This is a genomic window from Microcystis sp. M20BS1, from assembly GCF_020245305.1.
Classification (GTDB): Bacteria; Cyanobacteriota; Cyanobacteriia; order Cyanobacteriales; family Microcystaceae; genus Microcystis; species Microcystis ichthyoblabe_A.
This window is the reverse complement of the sequence record NZ_JADBUZ010000103.1, coordinates 1-21,357: the sequence shown is the minus strand read 5'-3', so window position 1 is coordinate 21,357 and position 21,357 is coordinate 1. Positions and strand designations below refer to the sequence as shown.

General features: G+C 44.1%; 24 protein-coding genes and 1 pseudogene. 7 read left to right on the top strand and 18 right to left on the bottom strand.

Annotated features, from left to right (window positions below):
• Positions 1 to 6: 6 nt before the first annotated feature.
• Genes IM507_RS10475 through ldpA form a run of 3 tightly spaced genes read right to left on the bottom strand, consistent with a single transcriptional unit; the run spans position 7 to position 3,179 of the window.
• Positions 7 to 303 (bottom strand): hypothetical protein, encoded by a 297-nt coding sequence (locus IM507_RS10475; RefSeq protein ID WP_123230528.1) that lies wholly within the window; start codon positions 301 to 303, stop codon positions 7 to 9.
• Between the two features lie 11 nt (positions 304 to 314).
• Complete coding sequence (locus tag IM507_RS10470; RefSeq protein ID WP_042790683.1) at positions 315 to 2,126, bottom strand: R3H domain-containing nucleic acid-binding protein; 1,812 nt, start codon at positions 2,124 to 2,126, stop codon at positions 315 to 317.
• A 51-nt stretch (positions 2,127 to 2,177) separates the two neighbouring features.
• Positions 2,178 to 3,179, bottom strand: a complete 1,002-nt coding sequence (gene ldpA, locus IM507_RS10465) for a circadian clock protein LdpA (protein WP_287636974.1) — start codon at positions 3,177 to 3,179, stop codon at positions 2,178 to 2,180.
• A gap of 247 nt (positions 3,180 to 3,426) precedes the next feature.
• Here ldpA and IM507_RS10460 point away from each other — a divergent pair, with 247 nt between their 5' ends.
• Positions 3,427 to 3,657, top strand: coding sequence for a helix-turn-helix domain-containing protein (locus tag IM507_RS10460; RefSeq protein ID WP_016516364.1), 231 nt, complete (start codon positions 3,427 to 3,429; stop codon positions 3,655 to 3,657).
• A gap of 62 nt (positions 3,658 to 3,719) precedes the next feature.
• On the top strand, positions 3,720 to 4,031 hold the full coding sequence (locus tag IM507_RS10455) for a DUF4164 family protein (RefSeq protein WP_002737935.1): 312 nt from the start codon (positions 3,720 to 3,722) through the stop codon (positions 4,029 to 4,031).
• Between the two features lie 105 nt (positions 4,032 to 4,136).
• Here IM507_RS10455 and IM507_RS10450 read toward each other — a convergent pair whose 3' ends face one another.
• Entirely contained in the window at positions 4,137 to 4,358 is a 222-nt protein-coding gene (locus tag IM507_RS10450; RefSeq protein WP_002736250.1) for a hypothetical protein, read from the bottom strand.
• Positions 4,359 to 4,497: 139 nt separating this feature from the next.
• Here IM507_RS10450 and IM507_RS10445 point away from each other — a divergent pair, with 139 nt between their 5' ends.
• The 3 genes from IM507_RS10445 to IM507_RS10435 all read left to right on the top strand — a co-directional run bounded on the left by IM507_RS10445 (position 4,498) and on the right by IM507_RS10435 (position 6,041).
• Complete coding sequence (locus tag IM507_RS10445) at positions 4,498 to 5,304, top strand: TlyA family RNA methyltransferase (RefSeq protein ID WP_123230527.1); 807 nt, start codon at positions 4,498 to 4,500, stop codon at positions 5,302 to 5,304.
• Positions 5,305 to 5,486: 182 nt separating this feature from the next.
• Complete coding sequence (locus tag IM507_RS10440) at positions 5,487 to 5,657, top strand: type II restriction endonuclease (protein WP_123230526.1); 171 nt, start codon at positions 5,487 to 5,489, stop codon at positions 5,655 to 5,657.
• A 3-nt stretch (positions 5,658 to 5,660) separates the two neighbouring features.
• A complete protein-coding gene (locus IM507_RS10435) occupies positions 5,661 to 6,041 on the top strand; it encodes a cyclic nucleotide-binding domain-containing protein (RefSeq protein ID WP_002735463.1) in 381 nt (126 codons plus the stop codon).
• A 29-nt stretch (positions 6,042 to 6,070) separates the two neighbouring features.
• On the opposite strand, the gene fmt is transcribed toward IM507_RS10435, so the two are convergent.
• From fmt to IM507_RS10400, 8 genes and pseudogenes are all read right to left on the bottom strand, one after another.
• Entirely contained in the window at positions 6,071 to 7,048 is a 978-nt protein-coding gene (fmt, locus tag IM507_RS10430; protein ID WP_002736870.1) for a methionyl-tRNA formyltransferase, read from the bottom strand.
• A 41-nt stretch (positions 7,049 to 7,089) separates the two neighbouring features.
• Positions 7,090 to 7,884, bottom strand: coding sequence for a peptidoglycan editing factor PgeF (gene pgeF, locus IM507_RS10425; RefSeq protein ID WP_002736685.1), 795 nt, complete (start codon positions 7,882 to 7,884; stop codon positions 7,090 to 7,092).
• A 241-nt stretch (positions 7,885 to 8,125) separates the two neighbouring features.
• A pseudogene (locus IM507_RS10420) lies at positions 8,126 to 8,341 on the bottom strand (DUF433 domain-containing protein); the annotation flags it as partial.
• 32 nt (positions 8,342 to 8,373) lie between these two features.
• Complete coding sequence (locus IM507_RS10415) at positions 8,374 to 8,709, bottom strand: XisI protein (RefSeq protein WP_002736025.1); 336 nt, start codon at positions 8,707 to 8,709, stop codon at positions 8,374 to 8,376.
• A complete protein-coding gene (locus tag IM507_RS10410; protein WP_002737523.1) occupies positions 8,697 to 9,113 on the bottom strand; it encodes a XisH family protein in 417 nt (138 codons plus the stop codon). The genes IM507_RS10415 and IM507_RS10410 overlap by 13 nt, the downstream gene beginning before the upstream one ends.
• A gap of 144 nt (positions 9,114 to 9,257) precedes the next feature.
• Positions 9,258 to 9,461, bottom strand: coding sequence for a DUF6887 family protein (locus tag IM507_RS10405; protein ID WP_002758886.1), 204 nt, complete (start codon positions 9,459 to 9,461; stop codon positions 9,258 to 9,260).
• Positions 9,445 to 9,636, bottom strand: a complete 192-nt coding sequence (locus IM507_RS23675; RefSeq protein WP_465246295.1) for a DUF6888 family protein — start codon at positions 9,634 to 9,636, stop codon at positions 9,445 to 9,447. The genes IM507_RS10405 and IM507_RS23675 overlap by 17 nt, the downstream gene beginning before the upstream one ends.
• 186 nt (positions 9,637 to 9,822) lie before the next feature.
• On the bottom strand, positions 9,823 to 13,074 hold the full coding sequence (locus IM507_RS10400; protein WP_287636971.1) for an nSTAND1 domain-containing NTPase: 3,252 nt from the start codon (positions 13,072 to 13,074) through the stop codon (positions 9,823 to 9,825).
• Between the two features lie 165 nt (positions 13,075 to 13,239).
• On the opposite strand from IM507_RS10400, the gene IM507_RS10395 reads away from it, so the two are divergent.
• The gene (locus tag IM507_RS10395; protein ID WP_069475301.1) at positions 13,240 to 13,614 is read left to right on the top strand and encodes a CU044_2847 family protein; all 375 of its coding nucleotides are present in this window, start codon (positions 13,240 to 13,242) and stop codon (positions 13,612 to 13,614) included.
• A 68-nt stretch (positions 13,615 to 13,682) separates the two neighbouring features.
• Here the strand turns inward: IM507_RS10395 and IM507_RS10390 are convergent, their stop codons facing one another.
• From IM507_RS10390 to gcvH, 3 genes are all read right to left on the bottom strand, one after another.
• The gene (locus tag IM507_RS10390; RefSeq protein ID WP_002736844.1) at positions 13,683 to 14,270 is read right to left on the bottom strand and encodes a hypothetical protein; all 588 of its coding nucleotides are present in this window, start codon (positions 14,268 to 14,270) and stop codon (positions 13,683 to 13,685) included.
• Between the two features lie 235 nt (positions 14,271 to 14,505).
• Positions 14,506 to 15,678: a molybdopterin-synthase adenylyltransferase MoeB gene (moeB, locus tag IM507_RS10385; RefSeq protein ID WP_123230551.1), complete on the bottom strand. Its 1,173-nt coding sequence runs from the start codon at positions 15,676 to 15,678 to the stop codon at positions 14,506 to 14,508.
• Positions 15,679 to 15,837: 159 nt separating this feature from the next.
• The gene (gcvH, locus tag IM507_RS10380) at positions 15,838 to 16,233 is read right to left on the bottom strand and encodes a glycine cleavage system protein GcvH (RefSeq protein WP_002737085.1); all 396 of its coding nucleotides are present in this window, start codon (positions 16,231 to 16,233) and stop codon (positions 15,838 to 15,840) included.
• A 249-nt stretch (positions 16,234 to 16,482) separates the two neighbouring features.
• Between gcvH and IM507_RS10375 the strand changes: the two genes are divergently transcribed.
• Positions 16,483 to 19,191: a bifunctional acetate--CoA ligase family protein/GNAT family N-acetyltransferase gene (locus IM507_RS10375; protein WP_287636967.1), complete on the top strand. Its 2,709-nt coding sequence runs from the start codon at positions 16,483 to 16,485 to the stop codon at positions 19,189 to 19,191.
• Between the two features lie 22 nt (positions 19,192 to 19,213).
• Here the strand turns inward: IM507_RS10375 and IM507_RS10370 are convergent, their stop codons facing one another.
• The 3 genes from IM507_RS10370 to IM507_RS10360 all read right to left on the bottom strand — a co-directional run.
• On the bottom strand, positions 19,214 to 20,194 hold the full coding sequence (locus tag IM507_RS10370) for an NAD-dependent epimerase/dehydratase family protein (RefSeq protein ID WP_002737701.1): 981 nt from the start codon (positions 20,192 to 20,194) through the stop codon (positions 19,214 to 19,216).
• A gap of 20 nt (positions 20,195 to 20,214) precedes the next feature.
• Entirely contained in the window at positions 20,215 to 20,994 is a 780-nt protein-coding gene (locus IM507_RS10365) for a glycosyltransferase (protein ID WP_002773616.1), read from the bottom strand.
• A 163-nt stretch (positions 20,995 to 21,157) separates the two neighbouring features.
• Positions 21,158 to 21,357: transposase (locus IM507_RS10360; RefSeq protein ID WP_420372228.1), on the bottom strand; the 200-nt coding region annotated here is incomplete at its 5' end.

Sequence of the window (21,357 nt, the reverse complement as noted above, 5' to 3'; positions counted from 1 at the left end):
TAACAGTTAATAGTTTGCCACTTCCCCCATCAAAAAGGGTAAATCTTGGTATTCAGCCAAGGCATTGTTAAAACCCGATGGCTCTGGATGGGTAAGATAGGGATAGAGAATTCCCCAAATAACCATCGAGATAGTCGATCTGGCTAGAATTAAACTAGCCAGATCGAGACAGAGCTTAATTCTTTCAGCTAGGGGCATTTTAGCCCGCAATTCCGCCCCCGATTGGGGACGATGGATAATCAGGGAGGCCACCGCACCGATCGCCGCCCCTGTACCGATAATGATGAGGGTGCGTCGCTGCAAATTCCCGATTCCTAAGCTGGATAGATGCGAATACGGCGATTCGGTTCCTCTCCGAAGCTATCGGATTGGAGACGGTAATGTTCCACTAATTCGTGCTGCATTTTCCGCACTTTCGCCGAGCGGGGCAGTAACTCCACCGGTTGGCCGGTAGGGATAACGATTTGTTCCACCGCTAACCGGGCCTCCTCCAAAGCTTCGATCTCGTCATCATTACCGCTGCGGGCAAATAAACGCAGATCCGCACCTTCCTGATTCATCGGGTCATCAATGCCCAAAATCCGCTTTAAACCGCGAGAAATTTGGGGCAGGGTATTGGATTTGATGCCGTGGATGGGAATTTGTCTTACTTTGGCAATTTGCCGCAATTTTGACTGATTTTTAACGTGGGAACGCAGGGCCAGCACCGCGTCGGCCTCCTGTAAATCTTTGGTCAAAACGATCGGCAAATCTAGGGCCTGTACTACCTGCTCGATCGGAGCGCGACTGACTCCGTAGGGATAGACATAAACCGGCCAATCTTCGCCATTGGGACCGGGGACGCGGACTTTTTCCGTTTCCGGTTCCTCCTGTAGCCAAGATTGTTCGAGGAGGCGATCAAAATCGTTTTCCCGGTTGAGAGGGCCCGCAGGGAAACGGGCCACGGGGGTCATCCGGCCATCGGCCCGCCATCCCTTGGGTTTATCCATTTCTGGCAGATAATTGCCGCGCAAAGGGGTGAGGTTTTCCGGTTTTGGTTCTTCCTGAGCGACCTGTACTTTTCCCTCCTCATCTACCCAACGGATTTGGGCAATTGCTTCCCGTCCCCGCAGCAGTTGGTCGATAGTAGTAGATACGTCCTCGTGGATGACCCAGCGCTGACGTTCCAACATTTCGATGGCAATATCAAAGGTGGGGGGTGCTTTGCGTTCTAAAACGGTCTTCTGAGAACCCCGGCGGCGTGCTTCTTCGTCTCCGAGAGTTACTGCCTGAATTCCCCCGACTAAATCCGATAAAGTCGGGTTTTTAATTAAATTTTCCAGTTGATTGCCGTGGGCCGTTCCCACTAACTGCACCCCGCGTTCGGCGATCGTGCGAGCGGCCAGAGCTTCTAATTCCGTACCGATCTCATCAATCACGATTACCTCTGGCATATGGTTTTCCACTGCTTCGATCATGACCTGATGCTGCAATTCCGGACGGGACACCTGCATCCGACGAGCGCGACCGATGGCCGGATGGGGAATATCTCCATCTCCGGCGATTTCGTTGGAGGTGTCGATAATTACTACCCGTTTGTTAAGATCGTCGGCTAAAACTCGGGCTATTTCCCGGAGAGCGGTGGTTTTTCCTACCCCCGGACGACCGAGCAGCAGCAGGGATTTTCCTGTTTCCACTAGGTCGTTAATCAGGGTGATCGTACCAAAAACAGCCCGACCGATACGACAGGTTAAACCGATAATTTCCCCGTCTCGATTGCGAATGGCACTGATCCGGTGCAGGGTGCGTTCAATCCCAGCGCGATTATCGCCGCTAAAACTGCCCACCCTGGCGATCGAATACTGGATTTCTTCTTTTGAGATCGGTTCGTCTCCCAGATCGATCGCCCCATCGGGAAAACGCGCTTCTGGTATGCGTCCCAAATCCATAACTACTTCGATTAGTTGATGCTGCCGCGGGTGTTCCTCGATTTTGCCGCGAATCCGAGCCGGTAGAATTGCCAAGAGTTTGTTTAAATCGTCGGTCACTGGCATCCGAGAGGAGGGTAGGGTTTCTGGCATTAATAGTAAAGGGTTTTGGCGATAATTGGCCGTTTTTATTTCCAAGATTTTCTTGGGGTCTAACACATTTATGGGTTAGTTGTCAATTAAAAAAATATTATAGTTTTTTGACCAAGGCTAGGCTTTTAATTGAGCAACCACCATAGAAGCGGCTTTAAGGGCTTCTTGGTAAGATTGGGGGTCATTTTCAAGGTTAGGCTGGTCTAAATGCTCTAAAATTGGCAAAATCAATGAACGGGCGTAACTTCCATAGGCAATACCAGCGATTTTTTTTCTCAGTCCCAGTTGCTGTAATTTGGTCACGGTGTGGTCATTGGTTCCCCCGGCTAACTGCACAAATCCGGCTAGATTGCTGGAAAGGACTTTTTTGGCCATATCAATGGCCGGGTGGGTGGTCCCTTTGCCGATATCGCCGCTCATCGGTCGGCCGTCCGTCTGCCAAATCAGAGGACAGCTTAGGGGTGAAATGGTTTCTCGCAGATAGTGGAGGTGATCAATGATATATTCATCATCTTGGCAACTTATGGCGAGGATTTTTAGGTTTTTAGTTAAAGGTGCGATCGCTTGCCAGAGTCGAGCAAATTCCTCTCCATGACCGACTTGGGTATGAATTTCGATCGCATCGACTCCCATTTCGATAATTAAGGGGATGATTTCTGCGGGTTGACAGACACGGGATCTTGTCTCGATTATCTGCGGGGGACAAACGGGTAAGCAGCGACCGCAACCATAACAGCGCTGTTCAATCACTCCCCCCCCATCAATAGCATAAGCGGGACAGATTTTTTCGCAGGGACGGGGACAATCGACCGGACAGAGTTGCGGGTTAAAGACAGCTTTGCGAAAGTGGGGATCTTCACCGTCATTGAGACTGACCATTAACCAAGGTCGTCGATTTGGGGAGAATCCGGCGATTTTTTCCGCCGTTTCGATGCCTTCCTTGGCCGCAAGGATCACGGCTCGATCGGCAGCCACATCAATACAATCAGCCCCGGCGATAGTATAGGCCAAGGCGAGGTTGCGAATCGTGGGCAAATCTTGGTAACTAGCTCCACAGATGAGCTTGAACCAGTGACCCGCAACTAGGGACTGTAAGGGAGAGGGGTTTTTATCTAGCACTTTTTTATCCTATCGCGCCCAGCCCCTAAATGTCAGCCTTGTGCTGCTCTGATTCTGACTAAAGAATGATTATTAATTCTTTTTGGACGCACTAAGTCAGAAACGGTAAGTAAAACCGATTTATTCAACAACTTCATTGTTTTGTTAGCAGCAAGTCAGCGAAGGGCGGTCGTCTTCCTTTATATTCTTGATGTATAATGATAGTTATATAATGTCAACAGTATTTTTAGATGATTTTTGAGATATAATGACGGATAGGGAACTAGGACAGCGTATGCAGAAATTACGAGAAAACGCTGGGTTAACTCAAAGAAAACTAGCGGAACGGTTAGGTGTGACAGTGCAAACCGTGAGCAATTGGGAAACAGGCTACAGGGAACCGAGAATGAACCCATCGCAAACATTAAAGCTATGTCAATCCCTTAACTGCTCACTTGCACAACTAGCTGGAGCGATCGCACCATGCCAAGACAACTGACATATTTAGGTATCCCCAATCTCACCAGCGATCGCAATTAAAGAAAATATAGGAGACAGAAAATGGCTAACGAAACCGTTACTTATTCCCTAGAAGCTGTTCTGACAAGGATCGAGGGGAAAATAGACTCCCTACAAAGAGATGTCAATCAAAAATTCGACAAAATCGATGAACGGTTAACCAAAGTAGAAATAGGACAATCGGAGATCAGAGGGGACATTAAAGCTTTAGATGAGCGACTAACTACGGAAATTAAAGGACTAACGACACGGGTTGCTTATCAGGAATTTACCAACCGGGGGATTTTTATCGCCCTAGTTGTCGCCATTTTAGGAGGGGCTGCTAAACTTTTTGGTTTTTTTCCCAATCCCTGACAGCGATCGCCATCGGTTAGTCCGAGGTTGACACTAAAGACCTAAACCAAGTTCTAAAATCCAGTTGATTCTTTTTGGACGAATGCCATCGGCCTCTACATTCAACTATAAACCCAAACGCTGCTTTTGACGGGCTTTATAGGAAGCTAACAGCCAGATAGAGCCAGAAATCAAAGAAGGAGCAAGGACGAAAAAAGTGGCCATGGTTACGGGATGTTCCCGGGCCCACACCCAATAAATCATCACGGCAAAGATCAAGCCACAGTAAGCTAGTCCTAGAAAGGGAATGCCAATGACTAAAATGGCGAATCGAGTATCTTTATCCATAAAATATCGTGATGGCAGCGAAAATTTGGCTGATGGGTTCCGCTTGTCCCTATCTTTACTTATAATCTTCCTTCTGGGATTGCTTGGGGAAAAATAAGGTATTTTTTAGAATTAGGCGCTGATTATTGGGAGGCCTTCCTTGCCGAAAGAAAGATTAGATTTATTATTGGTAGCCAAAAATCTCTGTGATTCCCGTCAACAGGCACAGCGATTAATTCGCGCTGGAGAAGTGAAAGTCAATCACCAAATCATCGATAAACCGGCCACAGAAATCGATCGGTCAGCGGCGATCGAGGTTAAGCAGAAACTGCCCTATTTGTCAAGGGGGGGCGAAAAATTAGCCAAGGCCTTAGAATTGTTTGCCATTGATGTCAGCGATCGCATTTGTTTAGATGGAGGCATTTCCACGGGGGGATTTACCGATTGTCTCTTGCAAAAAGGAGCAAAACGGGTTTATGGGGTCGATGTGGGTTATGGACAAGTGGCCTGGAGTTTACGGCAGGATCAACGAGTTATTTTACTAGAAAGAACTAATTTTCGCTATTTAACCCCAGAAAAGTTATACGGACAGGAAAAACCCGCCGATTTAGCAGTTATGGATCTGTCCTTTATTTCCCTGACCAAAGTTTTACCGACCCTGTGGACGCTATTAAATCCACCGCGAGAGGCGATTTTATTGGTCAAACCCCAATTCGAGGTGGGACGGGAAAAAGTCGGCAAAAAAGGGGTAGTTCGCGACTACCAAGACCAAGCAGGGGCAATTTTTCAGGTTTTACAGGCCGCAGAAGCCCTAGGATGGTTCTATAGGGGTTTAACTTGGTCTCCCATTACCGGACCTGCGGGTAATGTGGAGTATCTTCTCTGGTTGTCCACCGATATCGGCCAAGTCAGTCCCAGTTTAGCCGCGATCGCAGAAATCACGCAAGCAGCGATCGAACAGTTTTAACCCCAGTGTTTTGTCAAGGCAGTGGGGAGATTTTCAGAAAAACCCTTGACAAATGGCGAGACTTGCTTTATACTTTATGTATAATGGGAATCCGTTTGCCCATATATATAGGGTTTTTGAGGGAAGATAAGAGAGAAAAAAATAGACTCAAAAATCGGGTTGGGTAGGAAGAGGATAAAGGTATGAAGACGGAAATTTTCCCTCCCCGACAAGGATTAAACAAAGCATTTCTGAAAGTCAAACCGAATCTTTTTCAGGTAGAGAAGTTTCAAGTATTCTTAGATACAAAAACGATGATCGGGGAGTTCAATGTATTGGAAAATGGGAGAGATAACCCGAAAAATTCTTGTTAAATCATGTTAAGTCCCGTAGAAACGATTAAAATTCTCGAAAATCATCCTGATCGCACTTTTCCAGCTGGTGAGGTTATTTTTGCCGATGGCACGGAGGGCGAGTTAATGTACGGTATTCTTAGTGGAGAGGTGGAGATGTATATCAAGGGGCAATTGATAGAAACTCTACAAAAAGGGGACGTATTCGGAGCAGGAGCGCTCCTGCATGGGGATAAACTGCGAGAATCCACAGCTATTGCCAAAACTGATTGTAAATTAGCCTATCTCAATCAACCGCAGTTTTTATTTGCCGTGCAGGAAACCCCCATGTTTGCGATCGAAGTATTAAGAAGTTATTCCGATCGCTTTCGCAAGTTAAAAAAAATCTTCGCCGGTGAAGCATAGAGGAGCAAAGGAAAGCCATACCCCGAAAACTATTGACCGAAAATCTCACCAATAGTTAAACGGGAACCATTGACCAAATCCCCACCAGAACGCGGAGGTTTTCCCGATAATTGCACTTCTTTTAATAATAATAAACCCGCTCCCGTCTGCACTACCGGCCCGAAATTTTTCCAGAGAGCCACGATCGATCCCACTTCTCCGCTTAGATGAGAAAGGTCTTTTGTCTGTAATTCTCGAGGCAGTTGCTCCGGATCGTCTAGGGGAATAGTGGCCATCACTTTAAAGGGTTGTCCCCGGAAAGTGGTTAGCGCATGAGGATAAAAACCCCGGACTCGATCGTGAATTGTCCGGCCCGAATCTTGCCAGTGGATTAGATAGTCAGATTTTTGAATTAAAGGGGCATAGGTGGCATCATCGTTATTTTGAGGAATTGGGGTAATTTCTGCTCGATCGAGCTTAGAGAGGGTTTCTAGTAGCAAATCCGCCCCCATTTGGCCTAGGGTTGCTCCCACCTGTTCGGCATTGTCAAAAAGAGCGATCGGGCTGTAGGCTTTGAGTAGCATCGGTCCGGTGTCCATGCCCGCATCCATTAACATGGTGGTAATGCCGGTTTCTTTTTCTCCCCTAGCGATGCACCACTGCACGGGGGCTGCTCCCCGATATTTCGGTAAAATTGAGCCATGAACGTTAATACAGCCTAATCTCGGCATCTCTAGAATTTCTGGGGAGAGGATTTGTCCGTAGGCAACTACTACAAAGGCATCCGCTCGCGATTGTCTGAGAAAATCTAAGGTTTTAGCATTTTTTTTCACACTTTTAGGCTGTAAAACTGGTATTTGCTGTTCTATGGCTATTTGTTTCACCGGTGAGGGGATTAATTGATTACCCCTTCCCCGGCGCTTGTCCGGTTGGGTAACGACGGCAATTATTTCTATATCGGGATTGGCTAATAATTTTTTGAGGGTGGGGACGGCAAAAGTCGGGGTTCCGAAAAAAACAATACGCATGGGAGAGGGGGGATTTTTCAGTTATCAGTGTGCAGTAATCATTAACGACTAACTATGCCAGACCATTGGATTTTTTTGGCTTTTTCCCGACGATAGGAGAAAAAATGCTCCTCTTGTTGATAGGTACAAAAAGGAGCGATCGCAATTTGTTGATCTCTAATTCCTAACTGTTGTAGTTGATGATAAATCACCCTTCGCACGTCCAAGCGAACTTTTCCTTTTTCCTCGTCAGCAAATAAGGGGGAAGGGGAGAGGTTAAATAAATTCGCCAGAATTTGGTCGGGATTGGTTTCTTGAGGAAATAAACTTAAACCCACTTCTGCGGCAACTTCTCTATCTACTTGATACACTTCCCCGGCAATTGCCGGCCCCAGGGCCAACACTAAGTTATCTAAACAACTACCGGAGTTTAATAACTGCTTAACTGCTTTGACAACTATTCCCTTAGCTGTCCCTCTCCATCCAGAATGAATCGCCACCCCAACACCGCTAGAGCGATCGCCTATTAGTACAGGCGTACAATCAGCACTGGCCACCCAAATCCCTTGACCGGAAGCATCGGTAATAATTCCATCCGCTTCGGCTATTTCTGGGTTAGTAATCCCTTGGGGATTTAATAGGCGATCGCCATGTACCTGTTTGACCCGATAAACTGGTACATTTGCCCCTAGAGCAGCCGTAAAAGCTTCCGGGGTTTGGGGGTAATAATGACGGGTAAAAAAGCCGTGGGACCAGTCCTCTAAGAGATTACAGGTAAGATAGGGCAATCCTTGCCATGTTTGCCATTGCCACAGAGAAGTCTCGGTTAATCGGACATCGATCGCTACATTGGTCACAGTCTAAGCCTCTCTGGCTGCAATAATACCTTATTCTTTCCTATCCTAGTTCTGAGCTTGGCAAACGGCAACCGGAAAATTATTGTCAAAACCCTTGACAAATGGCGAGACTTGCTTTAGACTTTTTATATAATGGGAATCCGTGCGCCCATATATATAGGGTTTTTGAGGGAAGATAAGAGAGAAAAAAATAGCCTCAAGAATCTGGTTGGGTAGGAAGAGGATAAAGGTATAAAGACGGAAAATTTCTCTCCCCCTCAGTACAATGAGTCTCAATGTATGCTAGGGCTGAATCAATCTGTCTATCATTAAGACCAAGTTTTTCACGAATCAGCTTGGGGGGATACTGAGCCTTTAGGTAATCCATAACATCATAAAGGGTAATTCGCGTACCGGCGATTGTCAATCCACGCTCTGTACGAATAATAGCTGATTGCCCGTTGGATACCAGAACCATACTCATAACCTTCTAGAATTTCATTCTATAGCTTACTTTACAGCAAATTCAGTATAGGGTCGAATATGTTCGGGTTTAAAGGCAAGGACAATTTGCTCTTTAGGAATACCGGCGGCTAATAAATCAGTGGCAATACCGTCTTCGGTTCCGTCTCGTTGTATCCAGATTTTACCATTAATAATTTGTAAATGCAGTAAACAGCCATGTACTCTTTCTCGGTTATCCCAACCTTCTAAGAGAATTAGATAGTTATCAGAGTCTTTGTCAATAATGAGGAGGCGGTTTACCTCTCCAGTAGCATAGCGCAAGTTTGCATAATAACGGAGAGATTCAATAATAATTTTTCTCATTTTTTCTAAACTATCCATCTTAAAATAACCTCCTCAATTTCGTCAAAAATTAATAATTTTAATCGTTTATTGTCTAATAAAACTTGACCAATAGGATCTTCAAAAATATCGGCAAAAGCTTGTTGATGAATTGCTAAATATAAAGTTCTTTCAGATTTTAGTTTTGTCAATAAATCATAGTATAAAATATATTGTCCTAATGCTTTTTCTAAGTCGTCGATAGATAATTTGCCAACAAAACTTTTAATTTCAATGGCAATTTTTTGATTGTCTTTTTCGGCGGCAATAATTTTTTCTGCTCCCAAGTCAATATATAAATCTCTTTTTCCCCAGCGAATAATTAGGGGGTCATGGGTAATTGTCCAGCCATCTTTGTCTAAGGCAGTTCTCACGGTATCATGATAAATATCTTTTGCTGGCATTTTTATTATAACTGATGATTATTAGAGATGCAGCGATTTTGGTACTGTTGAAGAATCGGTGATTCGTCTTTTTCATCTCGTTCCCAGGTTCTACCTGAAGCATACATTAAAGCAGAGCCTTGGTACAAGCAAGTTAAATTGATTTTATTTATCCATTTTTGCCTTGAGAAATTCTTCTAATTTCTTCATATCTTCTTGACTAGGAGTAAGGGTAAATCTAGTTACACCTGATTCAGTTCGCATTCTATCCATATAAATTCTTAGGGCTTCATCATCTTCTCGATGGGAGAGGACATATTTTCTTAATTCTGGGCGAGACATTTGGTAAAAATCAGGTTGATGATTCATCTTCAAACTCCACATTTCCGTTAGTTAATATGATAAAGCTAAGAGTTTCACCTGCTAGTATATAAATCTCCTTTCTTTTTTCATCATACCGAAATAGATGAATATCGGTATAGAAGTTAGACAGGGTTTGACACATTCTAATGCAAGTAAGCATCTGTTCGGGAGTGGGTATCATTATTGATGGCTTTTTCCTCCAATTTACGAGTTTATACCTGTAATAAGTATAGCATAATACTGGATTGAAACAGCTAATTTAGTGCCTTAGATTTAAGGGAATGCGAGCATCCTGCTCGCTAATTATTCAGGTAGTCTGCTCGCTAGATGTTATATACTAAGCCAGAGCCTTGGCACAAGCAAACTGTTAACTGTTAACTGAATAAACCGTCCTCGACGACGCAACTACCCGCAGCCCGATGTTGTAGGTCCTGCTGACGGGGTAGTTGCGGTGGCGGGTGGCAGAACGGCAGTGTTGCGGGTTGTAGCTCCACGAACCACCGCGCAGCAGCCGATAATTATTCTCGTTCTCACTCAGCCAGGCACTGCCATCATCAGGCGCACCCTCATAACTATCATGCCAGTGGTCTGCACACCATTCCCAAACATTCCCGTGCATATCGTAGAGTCCATAACTATTCGCCGCTTGAAACCTTCCTACGGGAGTCGTCCTTCCACGAGCGGTTTCTGCATAATTCGCCAAAGCTGGGTCAATTTTCTGCCCAAAATGATAGGGAGGATAGGCCGGATTTTGGATTTTGGATTTTAGATTTTGAATTGATTCTTCACTGATAACTGACCTACAGGCGTATTCCCACTCTGCTTCACTGGGTAAGCGGTATTGATAGCCTTGGCCTTTTTCCAGAGACCAGCGCGATAGCCTCTGGCAGAATTCTACCGCCTCATACCAAGTGATAGATTCCACAGGTCGGCGAAGGTCGCCTTTAAATTGTGAGGGATCTGGATTGAGATCTAGTTCAACTTTGGGGAAAGAAGAAGCCACCACCCACCAGTAGGACTGAGTTATTGCATCCCTACTGATGAGGAAGGTAGAAATCTTGACCTTATGTGGCTGGCGTTCATTTGGATATGCTCCTTCTTCTCCTTCACGAGAACCCATCCAAAATTCACCACCGGGAATTTCCAACATTTCTAGGTTTATTCCACTTTCTAACTCTTCGATTACTGTGGTTGGCAGGTCGTTTTCTGCGATGATTGAGAGGGCAATATTTCCTTGCTTATCAACCTCTGCTGTCCAGATAGGAACCTCCTCTCCCCACTGCTTCAGTAACCAGGAAGCTGACAGCCTTATCTGTGCTTTTTCCTGCTCATATTCGAGTAAGTTTCTCAACTTTTCTCGGTTTAAAAATGATTTGTTGGCTGCTTCCTTTTCTAATGTCTCTCGCTCTAAATTATCAATGTCTGAACTGCGGAGGTAATTATATAATTCTTGCTGGCTACTAGCTTGGAGAAACTCTTGAGCCAAGTCCGTGGTTTTCACTATGTCTTTATATTCTTGCAGGACTTTCTCCGCATCTGCTAACTTGTCACCCGACCACAAATAATACTGGGATTTGTGACTTTTTTGCCAGTCTTTGGCATCTTTATCCACCTGTTTGGCTAATTCTCTTCCCTGTCGATTTTCGTTTCGCCACTGATTCAGGTTGTCCCACTTTTCAATTAAAGCTTCATGGGCTAAATCTACCCAAGCTTCTTCTTCTCGTTCAGTTTTTCCCGTTACTAAAAGGCGACCTTTTACTAATCCTTGTTTTCCTTCAATTAGTTCTGTTAAAACTTTTTGTCCTTCTTGATTATCTCCAGCTAAAGACAAGATAAAGGCTTTTGATTGACGCAATCTGGTATCTTTTTCCCCATCTCCTATTTGCAGAAGATTCAAGAAAATTCGCTTAATTAAAGCTTTTTCTGCTTCCGTTCGCTCCTGCTGCGGTGAGTCTTTTTCATAATCCTTGTATTGATAGACTTTATCAGCTTGACAATTTAACGCTCCTACTATCCCACCTATCGCCTCATAAGTATCTAAAGTCAGCCGATGGTTTGCTTCATCTCGTTTCTGCCAAAGCTGGGTTAAAGCAAACTCTAATAATGGTAAAAATCCTGGTTCTTGTTTAATATCTTCAAGGATTTTATTGAGTAAATCATTAGTAACTTCATAGCCTTGCAGTTTGGCTGGTTCGGTGATAGCTTCTAGCAAATCTAATCCCCTTAGATCTGGCAGGTATTCGGCGTTATTTTGAATCAGTTGTCGCAAAGAATCGTAACGCAAACAGGGTTCAATGAAATCCGCCCTCATGGTAGCGACAACTGCCAGAGGAGAGTCTGGAATTGTGGCAACTTGAGTAATCAATTCAATAAAGCGATCGCGCTGTTCCGCTAGAGCAAAAGTGAATAATTCCTCAAACTGATCTACCACCAGCAAGAATTTGTGTTCGCGGGGAAAAAGCTCTAATAGCGGTTTTAAGCCTTCGCTGTCTTGATTATTGATACATTGATCCAGCAATTGTTGATCATCTCGAAAATAGGGTAACAGCAGGCTTTCCAACATTGTCAACGGCTTAAATCCAGGCTTGATCGGTTCGAGAATTTGCCATCCTAATTCTTCCAACCAGGGTATCAATCCCGCCAGAACTACCGAAGATTTCCCACTTCCAGAAGCACCAATCAGAGGGACAAAATTTAGCCGATCCAGCTTAGATTTGATGTCGTCCACCACTCGCTTGCGTCCGAAGAAAAATGGGCGTTCCTTCTTAGTAAACGCCAGCAATCCTTGATAGGGACAGCGCAATTCTCCCTTCTCATCTAGTAACGGTTTCACCTCTTTAACTTGAGGTTGCGCCCCATATTTGACCAGAATTAGCGATCGCCCAACTCCCATGCGAATCGGTTCTTGACCCTTCCCGCGCAATTCCCGCGAAACGAAATCAAACAGGCGATCGGCACTAATTTCTCCCGTTTTTGGGTCCGCCTCTTTTTGGGACAATCCTTTCAGTAAGGCGGCGGTGAACAAACTGTATTTCTTATCTTCCCAAGCCACCTGTTCTGACCGACAGGCGGCGATTAGGTAGTAATCTTGCTTCTCCTTAAACGCTGAGAGGCTAGGTTCTAGCAAAGTGCGATTTAATTCCCGATTTTCGGGCAATAACGCCCCCGCATGGCAACAGTCTAGCATTACTACCAGATTACTCAAATTAGAACGCCGTAATAAAGGATTGAGTTCTCGGTCTAAAGAAATGGCATTTTTGCCGTCGGGTTGGCTATCGGAGGTGGCGAGATAGGCTTCCCCGTCACCGATGCGATTGATCAGGCGAAACCCGTGTCCTGAAAAGTAGATCAAGACTTCTTGATTTTTGGTCTGCTCTCCCGATAAGATTTTCTTTAAGGCCTGCAAGACTTCATTCCCCGTTACCTTTCCTGGAACAACTTCGTAGCGTTTTTCTGCGGCAATCCAGCAATTGGGTAGGCGTTCTACATTGGCAAATGTCCCAGTATTCTCCAAGAATTTAGCAACAGCTTCCGCATCTTTGGCGGGTTTACTCAAAGATGGCAGGAAATTGGGGTTATCGTAATGGTTAATGCCGATGACAAGGGCGTAGCGAGCCATAGACAGTCAGCAAGGGATAGAAATGTTTTTTATGTTAGGTTATTTTTTGGTAAACTGCAAGGAAAGCATAGGCCCTCCCTTAGATAATCTTTTCTTATCATCACAAGTACGGGAGAGCCAAGAAATAGTTAAGAAAAAAGTTAATTTTCAATTTTTGCATTATTTATGACTCGACTAACTCCGATCCAAATTGACGAAAACACCCTAATTTATATAGAGTCCACCGATGACCTAGAAATTCCTGCCGAGACAGTAAAAACCGAGGGAAGAGTTGCTAAAGGGGGAACTTCTATACCAGATAAACAGCAAATTTTGCAGAATTTTCAGACAATTGAAGATACAATTCGTACTTACACTACTTACACTTTAAACGCTTTTCGCAATTTAGCCATTGCCAACATTGAGGAAGTCACTTTACAATTTGGTGTGGAAATCGGCGGTGAGGTAGGAATCCCTTATATTACTAAAGGAACCGCTAAAAGTAATTTAAATATTACGGTTAAGTGTACCTTTCCTAAGCCGCCGAACTCGTCTGATTGATGGTTCAATCTTTAACGTTTTCTGGTTCTTCCGTATATTACCAAAATAAGAGAGCCAAATAATCTTGATTAAAGTCTCTGGTCTTGATTTTGGGGATAACTGGGGAATAGATCTCTGGGGAAATCCTCGGCACTTAAACAGGTTTGTAAAGCTTGGGAGGGGTTATTTTTGTCCACACCACGACTGACAGCGATAACGCACTCGGAAAAGCGCCCGGGTAATAAACTTTGACGACAGGAATCTAAAACCTGTTTAGAAATCCCTAATTTATCGGGTTCCTTGGCTGTTTCTGTTTCCGTTTGTTTGAGGGAATTAGCGGCAAATAAGGGGGCAGCGCGATGGATATCGACCACACAGTGACCTAGGTCGATGGGACGACGCACTTGAAAACAAGCTTGCAGAGCCAGATTACCATCGATCGGGGTTTTGGATTTAATCATTACCACACAGCGGGATAATTCTTTAGGAATTAATGCTTCTGAACAAGCGGTGGCGGCATCTTGGGGACTGACTCCCGTGCGGACAATCTGACTGATACAGGCACTAAATTGATTATTATTGCCAAATGCGATCGCTGTTCGGTTCATTTCTACTAAGCCAAGGGAAATAGTAGCGATCGCGCTCCAACTAGCAATTTTTTTAATATGGTTTTTCATCGTTTGCTCACACCGAAGATTTTAAGGCTAACTCGCCTTGATTTTAACAGATTCACGGGCAATAATGGGGGGAGGAAATTATGAATTATGAAGTGGGGAGATGGGGGAATGGGGTAGGGTTGATTCATGAATCAACCCTACCTTGAATCAACCCTAGGGAGATGGGGGAATGGGGAGATGGGGGAATTTGACTAATACCCCAAAACCCTAACACCCCAAAACCCAGGGACCAAAATTAGTATTCTGGTACAGTGGAATCGACTTCACGACTCCAGGCGCTGATACCACCTTTGACGTTAATTCCTTCGATACCTGCGTCTTTGAGGATAGCGAGGGCTTTAGCGGAACGTCCCCCCATCTTACAATGGGCGATAAGACGATAACCGTTGACTAATTCCTTAATTTTGGGAATTGCCGCACCATTTTCGATATCGGGTAGGGGAATTAATACCGAGTTGGGAATCTTAGCGATTTGGTACTCGTTGGGATTACGCACATCGATGAGAATGTAATCATTGGCATTGCTGTCAATTAGTGCTTTTAACTCTACTACGGTCATTTCTGTCATTTTTTGCTGTTCTGCTGCTTCTTGTGCTTTCGCTTGCGGAATACCGCAGAATTGTTCGTAATCAATTAGTTTTTCAATGACGGGACGGATAGGATTCGGACGCAATTTTAACTCGCGGAATTTCATTTCCCAAGCATTGTAAAGCAGTAAACGACCACTGAGGGTATCCGGAGCGCCGAGGATAATTTTAATGGCTTCTGTGGCTTGAATTGTGCCGATTACTCCGGGTAAAACCCCTAAAACGCCGCCTTCGGCACAGGAGGGAACCATCCCCGGTGGTGGCGGTTCGGGATAGAGATCGCGGTAGTTGGGACCGCCTTGGTAGTTAAAAACGGTTGCTTGTCCTTCAAAGCGGAAAATTGAGCCATAGACGTTGGGTTTGTCGAGAAGAACACAGGCATCATTAGTCAGATAACGGGTGGGGAAATTATCCGTCCCGTCGATGACTACATCATAGGGGGCTAAAATGTCAAGGGCATTTTCGGAACTTATGCGGGTTTCGTACAAATCCACCTGACAATAGGGGTTAATTTCTAGAATTCTGTCCTTAGCGGAAACAATTTTCGGTTTGCCTACCCAAGAAGTGCCGTGAATAATTTGACGTTGCAGATTGGAACTATCGACGATATCGAAGTCAACAATACCGATTCTACCGATGCCAGCCGCCGCTAGATAGAGTAAAAGCGGGGAACCGAGTCCCCCGGTGCCGATGCAGAGAACACTGGCGGCTTTTAGTTTTTTTTGACCTTCTAAGCCCACTTCGGGCAGAATAATGTGTCGAGAGTAGCGTTGAATCTCCTCTTTGGAAAGTTCGATCGCCGCGAGATTAGGATTTAGCATAGATTGGGTAAATAGTGAAACCTGACTCGATTCGGGCAAGAATTTCGTCTCAGCACGGTTTAGAGACAAAAATCAGGAAGACTCGATCGCTTCCTGGATTTTTAATTCTTTCTATGCCTATGATAGTGTGAGGGTCTGGCTCCGTGTTGTTAATATTAGTTAACTTTCTCCTGCTACTTGGGCGCGGTATTCACTAGCGGAGAGGGTATCAGCCAAGGCAGTATCGGGATTTTCTACCCGCACTTTTAATAACCAACCCTCCCCGTGGGGATCATCGGCAATTAATTCGGGGGAGTCAATCATCGCTTGATTGCGATCAACTACGGTTCCCGAGACGGGAGGATAAAGATCTTCTACCGCTTTTACCGATTCAATCGTGCCGAAACTACTACCTACTTCCAGCGCCTCTCCCAATTCGGGCAATTCTAGAAACACGATATCACCCAATTGATCGACGGCAAAAGCACTAATTCCCAAGGTAGCGATTTCACCTTCGAGTCTGACGTATTCGTGGGTTTCTAGGTATCTCAAATCCTCGGGATATTCCAGTTCCATCGTCTGTCTCTAAATATTTACAGCATCAGTTAGTTTACTAGATCTCTTGGGGAAAATGTTCATCGGCTAGGGCTGTTTTATTGCCGATCGCTGCCTAGACAAAATTAATTACACCGATCGAACCCTGATTAAACAGCTAGAATTGGTCTAGGTCGATCGGGGAACGCCACAGAACACTGGAAAAGTAAGGGTTAGCCGCTTTTTTAGCTCACTTAACAATACCCAGTTTAAATGCCTCCTAGCTTACTTATGTTAAATCCCATCTTAGAGCCTCGTGGTGGCGAACATCAAACCATAAGAGCCTTTTTTGAGCCAAAAAACATCGCTGTGGTGGGATTTAATCGCCAAAATCCCCAACTTGATCGCACTCTTTTACATAATCTCCATCATAATCCCGGTCAGCACCGCCTTTATCTAGTTAATCCTCACCCCGAAAACTGGCTCGATCTTCCCACCTATAGCAGTTTAGAGGATATCCAGGCGGCGATCGATCTGGTAATTATCACCGCCCCTGCCCCCGAAATTCCCGCTATTATCGCCCAATCTGTCGAAAAAAAGGTTAAATGCGCCCTGATTCTCTCCACGGGTTTTCGGGAAACCGGCCAGATGGGGGAAAATTTACTTAGGGAAATTAAAGCGATCGCTGGTCAAAAATTACGCATCATCGGTCCCCATAGCTCAGGAATCTGCAATATAAGCCAAAATCTTAACGCCACCTTTTCCCCCATCCTGCCGAAACCCGGTTCAATTGCCCTGATTAGTCAAAGTGGTGCGATCGCTGCTTCCGTGCTTGATTGGAGTTTAAGCGAAAATGTCGGTTTTAGTCACTTTATCTCCCTCGGAGTCCTTTTAGATGTGGATTGGGGCGAATTACTCTATTATTTGGGAGACGATCCCCAAACCAAAAGCATCGTTATCTACTTGGAATCCCTAAATAATGCCCGCTCTTTTCTGTCCTCAGCCCGAGAAGTTGCCCTAAATAAACCAATTATCGCCATTAGTCGCCACAGTACCGACTTTGACCCCACTTCTCTTTCCCATGCTGGCAAATTAACCAGCGATCAGCTAACTCTCTCCGCTGCCTTTGCTCGCTGTGGCATCGTGGAAGTACAAAGACTGGCCGATCTCTTGAATATCACGCAAGTTTTAGCGAAAATTCCCCGATTTCCCCGGGGAAAACGCTTGACAATCATCAGCAATGGTGTGGCTCCCGCTCTTTTAGCGGCCTCGGCTTTACTGGCGGAAGATGGACAACTGGCAACCCTTACCCCCGCAACGATCGGAAAACTAGCGCCTCTTGTTCCCGCGGATATCGTCCCCCAAAATCCCATCGATCTGCGTCGCAGCAGCGATCCCGATAGCTACGCTCGCGCCCTAGAGATCGCTTTAGCGGATGCACATACCGACGCGGTGTTGATGATTCTCTCGCCTCGCTTTAACACCGATCTGCGAGAAATTGCCCGTAGAATCGCTTTAATTGCTCAAAACAGCAAAAAACCTATTTTAGCAAGTTTGATGGGGGGAGAGGGCATTGCAGAGGGAGTAGCGTTATTAAATCAGCAGGGTATCCCCACCTATCGCTATCCCGATTCGGCAGCCCGGGTGTTTAATTTGCTCTGGAAATATGAAGAGAATCTGCGCGGTCTTTATCAAACGCCAATTTTAACCAATTCTCAGGAAAATGGCTCCGATCGAGTTTTAGTGAGCCAGATTATTGAGCAAGCAGGGGATAGAACAATTCTCAGTGAGCTAGAGTCTTTAGATATACTGAAAGCTTATGGAATCCCTGTTATTGTCACTAAAGTCGCCGAAAGTGCCGCAGAAGCAGTTAATCTCGCTGAATCTCTCGGTTATCCCGTGGTGATGAAACTGCATTCGAGGACGATTATCCATAAAAGCGCGGTGGGTGGGGTACAATTGCCGCTTTTTTCCCCTAGGGCAGTGGTGCAAGCGTATCAGGTGATCAAAGCTAATGTTAGCGCACAAGTAGGTGGGGAGCATTTTCTCGGGGTGATTATTCAACCGATGTTAGAAATCGATCGAGGATATGAGTTAATTATCGGCTCTAATTACGATGATCAGTGCGGACCGGTGATAATTTTCGGTACTGGTGGCCGTTTAGTCGATATTTTTCAAGATTACGCCACCGCTCTACCTCCTTTAAATACTAATCTCGCTCGCCGACTTTTAGAAAAAACCAAGATTTATCGGGCTTTTAACGGGACAAATGGGCTTAAATCGCTTAATTTAGCGAATTTGGAGCAAATAATCGTTAGATTTAGTCACCTGGTTAGTGAACAACCTCGCATTAAAACTATCGATATTAATCCCTTTTTTGCCGATTCAGAGCAATTAATCGCCCTTTCCGCCTCTATCCTTCTTCATCCTCCAACTACTACCCCAGAAAAGTTATCTCATCCGGCGATTCGTCCCTATCCCGAACATTATATAGGGCTTTGGACGACGAAAAGAGGCTTAAAGGTGCTAATTCGTCCGATTCGGGCAGCGGATGAGCCTTTAGTGCGACAATTTCACCATTATCTCTCGGAAGAAACTATTTATTATCGTTATTTTCACCTTGTCAATCTCGATCGCCAAACCGCTTATGATCGTCTTACGCGCATTTGTTTTATCGACTACGATCGAGTAATGAGCTTAGTGGTAGAGATTAATAAAGATCAGACGGAAGAGCTAGAAATTATCGCTATAGGACGCTTAAATAAACTGCATGGCGTTAATGTGGCGGAATTTGACCTATTAGTTAGGGATGACTATCAAGGTCAAGGAATTGGTACAGAATTACTACAGCGTTTAGTCACTATTGGCAAAAAGGAAGGATTAGAGGGAATCGAAGGGGAAATTTTAAGGGATAATCGCGCTATGCAGATGATAGCCGCTAAAGTAGGGTTTTCTCTCCATAAAACTGCCGATTTTGTCAAAGCGGAACTTGAATTATGAAGTCTTTTTGACAAGCTGATCACTAATTTTCTGGCTGAATTGTTTGGGCTAATCCTTGCTCTAAAGTAAAGGGAGGTTGCCAATTCAGGGTTTTTTGAATATAGCTAGAGTCAACGGCAAGAGAACCAAGCAAGCGATCGATATTATAGGTATTAAAAGGGAGGTTTTTCCCTGTTATAGATTCTACCCTATCACCCAGATAACCTAAGAATCTAAGTAAGGTAGTGGGGACGGGCAGCAATTGACAGGGTTGTTGAATTTGTTGAGCAATGAGTCGAATTAATTGGGGAGTAGAAACAGCTTGGTTATCGCTAATTAAAAAAATCTGATTAGCGGCATTAGGATGATCTAAACAGGTAATAATGGCAGCAACTAAGTTACCCACAAAGACAAAACTACGACGATTTTTGATCGCACCAAAAGGTAAAGGTAATCCCCGTTTAATTAGTTTCATCAAGCGCTCCATATTAGCACGATTGCCTAGTCCGTAAACTAGAGTAGGACGAAGGATCGTCCAAGTCATGTCACTATCTTTTGCTAGTTGAATTAAAGCTTGTTCTGCTTGCAGTTTACTACGACCATAGGGACTATCGGGGTGACAGGGAGAATTTTCGTTAAGAATATTATCACTTTCGGCAGCCATAGCATGAATAGAACTGACAAAAATAAAGTGCTTAACTCCCGCTTTTAGCGACTGCTTCACTAGGTTAATAGTCCCCTTAGTGTTAACTTTTATAAATGCTGCTTCTGGATTGGATATAGTCTCATGAAGTATATGAGCGCGTCCTGCTAGATGAATAACGGTATCAATGCCTAGCAATGCTTCTTGCCAATCGGTCATATCATCAATTTCACCCACCTGAATAGCCTTAATTGACAGGGATGCAGGAAACTCAAATTTCTGGCGAATTGCAGCTGTTATCTGGCAGTTATGTTGATGTAAAGTTGGCAGTAAGTGGCTGCCAATAAAGCCGGTAGAACCTGTAACTAAAACGTTTTTCATTATTAATTATTCAATTAAGTTTAGTAAAGTTTCCAACCATGTTTATTGAAAAAATACACAGCCGATTGAGCAAAAACTATTGCCAGTTTAGTAGAGTTGTGCGCTCCTCTTGCCCAATGATGATAAATATTTACATGGGGGTAAAGTATGGTTTTGTATTTTTTAGACATTCTAAGGGTCAAATCATAATCTTCAAAATACATGAACATATTTTTATCAAAGTAGCCAATATCATCTAAATATTTTCTGTTAAATAGCATAAAACAACCACTAATAATCGGTACTTCTATTATCTGGTTATAGCTGATATCTCGCATTTCATACCAGTCTAATCTCTTTTTGAAAAGAAACTGCATTTTTTTAGGAATAAAACGTCTAATAAATAAAGTCAAAACCGTAGGTTGACGCTTGCAAAGGTATTGGATGTCCCCGCTCGGGTAAGATATTTTTGGAGTAATCAATCCCACCTCTTGATGTTTATCGAGGTAGTGAATAAGTTCAGTGATCACATTATTATCAAAATAGACATCTGGATTGATAACTAAATGATAATCATATTTTTTAGCTCTAGTAATAGCTAGGTTATGTGCTTGACCAAAACCAACGTTATTACCATTATTGAAGTAATAATCTATATCGTATTCCTGAAAATCATCAAAGATTTTTTTTAGTTCATCAGTAGGAGAGTTATCTACTACTGATAAATTAATTTCTATGGGTGTGCTGAACAGAGATTTAATTGCTTGAGTAACTATCTCTGGGTCATTTTTGTAAAGGACAAGGGAGGCCGTAAGTTGCATAAGTATCTAAAGCTATCTTTTACTAAAAAGAGTATCCAAACAGTTCTATATCTTCCTTTAGATGTTCACTAATAATATTTTTAGTTTCTTCGTTATAATAACTCCTGTAGTCTCGCTGACGCTGATGATTTTGATTGACGATTGGTAATTTTACTTGGCTAATTCAAGTCTGAATTGCATCACTGTCTGATCTACCTTTATAGAATACCTCATTGGGGGTCTGATAGTCAAGACATTTTCGAGGACGATTGTTAATCAAGTTTACGGCTCTTTCCACCTCCTCTGGCTTAACGATTTTAAAATTCGTTCCCTTGGGGAAAAATTGTCTTAACAGTCCATTGGTATGCTCGTTTAATCCCCTCT

Coding starts and splice junctions, on each gene's coding strand:
- IM507_RS10460 (WP_016516364.1), top strand. CDS start 3,427: ATGACGGATAGGGAACTAGGACAGCGTATGCAGAAATTACGAGAAAAC.
- IM507_RS10455 (WP_002737935.1), top strand. CDS start 3,720: ATGGCTAACGAAACCGTTACTTATTCCCTAGAAGCTGTTCTGACAAGG.
- IM507_RS10450 (WP_002736250.1), bottom strand. CDS start 4,358: ATGGATAAAGATACTCGATTCGCCATTTTAGTCATTGGCATTCCCTTT.
- IM507_RS10440 (WP_123230526.1), top strand. CDS start 5,487: ATGAAGACGGAAATTTTCCCTCCCCGACAAGGATTAAACAAAGCATTT.
- IM507_RS10435 (WP_002735463.1), top strand. CDS start 5,661: ATGTTAAGTCCCGTAGAAACGATTAAAATTCTCGAAAATCATCCTGAT.
- fmt (WP_002736870.1), bottom strand. CDS start 7,048: ATGCGTATTGTTTTTTTCGGAACCCCGACTTTTGCCGTCCCCACCCTC.
- IM507_RS10415 (WP_002736025.1), bottom strand. CDS start 8,709: ATGGATAGTTTAGAAAAAATGAGAAAAATTATTATTGAATCTCTCCGT.
- IM507_RS10410 (WP_002737523.1), bottom strand. CDS start 9,113: ATGCCAGCAAAAGATATTTATCATGATACCGTGAGAACTGCCTTAGAC.
- IM507_RS10405 (WP_002758886.1), bottom strand. CDS start 9,461: ATGAATCATCAACCTGATTTTTACCAAATGTCTCGCCCAGAATTAAGA.
- IM507_RS23675 (WP_465246295.1), bottom strand. CDS start 9,636: ATGATACCCACTCCCGAACAGATGCTTACTTGCATTAGAATGTGTCAA.
- IM507_RS10400 (WP_287636971.1), bottom strand. CDS start 13,074: ATGGCTCGCTACGCCCTTGTCATCGGCATTAACCATTACGATAACCCC.
- IM507_RS10395 (WP_069475301.1), top strand. CDS start 13,240: ATGACTCGACTAACTCCGATCCAAATTGACGAAAACACCCTAATTTAT.
- IM507_RS10390 (WP_002736844.1), bottom strand. CDS start 14,270: ATGAAAAACCATATTAAAAAAATTGCTAGTTGGAGCGCGATCGCTACT.
- moeB (WP_123230551.1), bottom strand. CDS start 15,678: ATGCTAAATCCTAATCTCGCGGCGATCGAACTTTCCAAAGAGGAGATT.
- gcvH (WP_002737085.1), bottom strand. CDS start 16,233: ATGGAACTGGAATATCCCGAGGATTTGAGATACCTAGAAACCCACGAA.
- IM507_RS10375 (WP_287636967.1), top strand. CDS start 16,483: ATGTTAAATCCCATCTTAGAGCCTCGTGGTGGCGAACATCAAACCATA.
- IM507_RS10370 (WP_002737701.1), bottom strand. CDS start 20,194: ATGAAAAACGTTTTAGTTACAGGTTCTACCGGCTTTATTGGCAGCCAC.
- IM507_RS10365 (WP_002773616.1), bottom strand. CDS start 20,994: ATGCAACTTACGGCCTCCCTTGTCCTTTACAAAAATGACCCAGAGATA.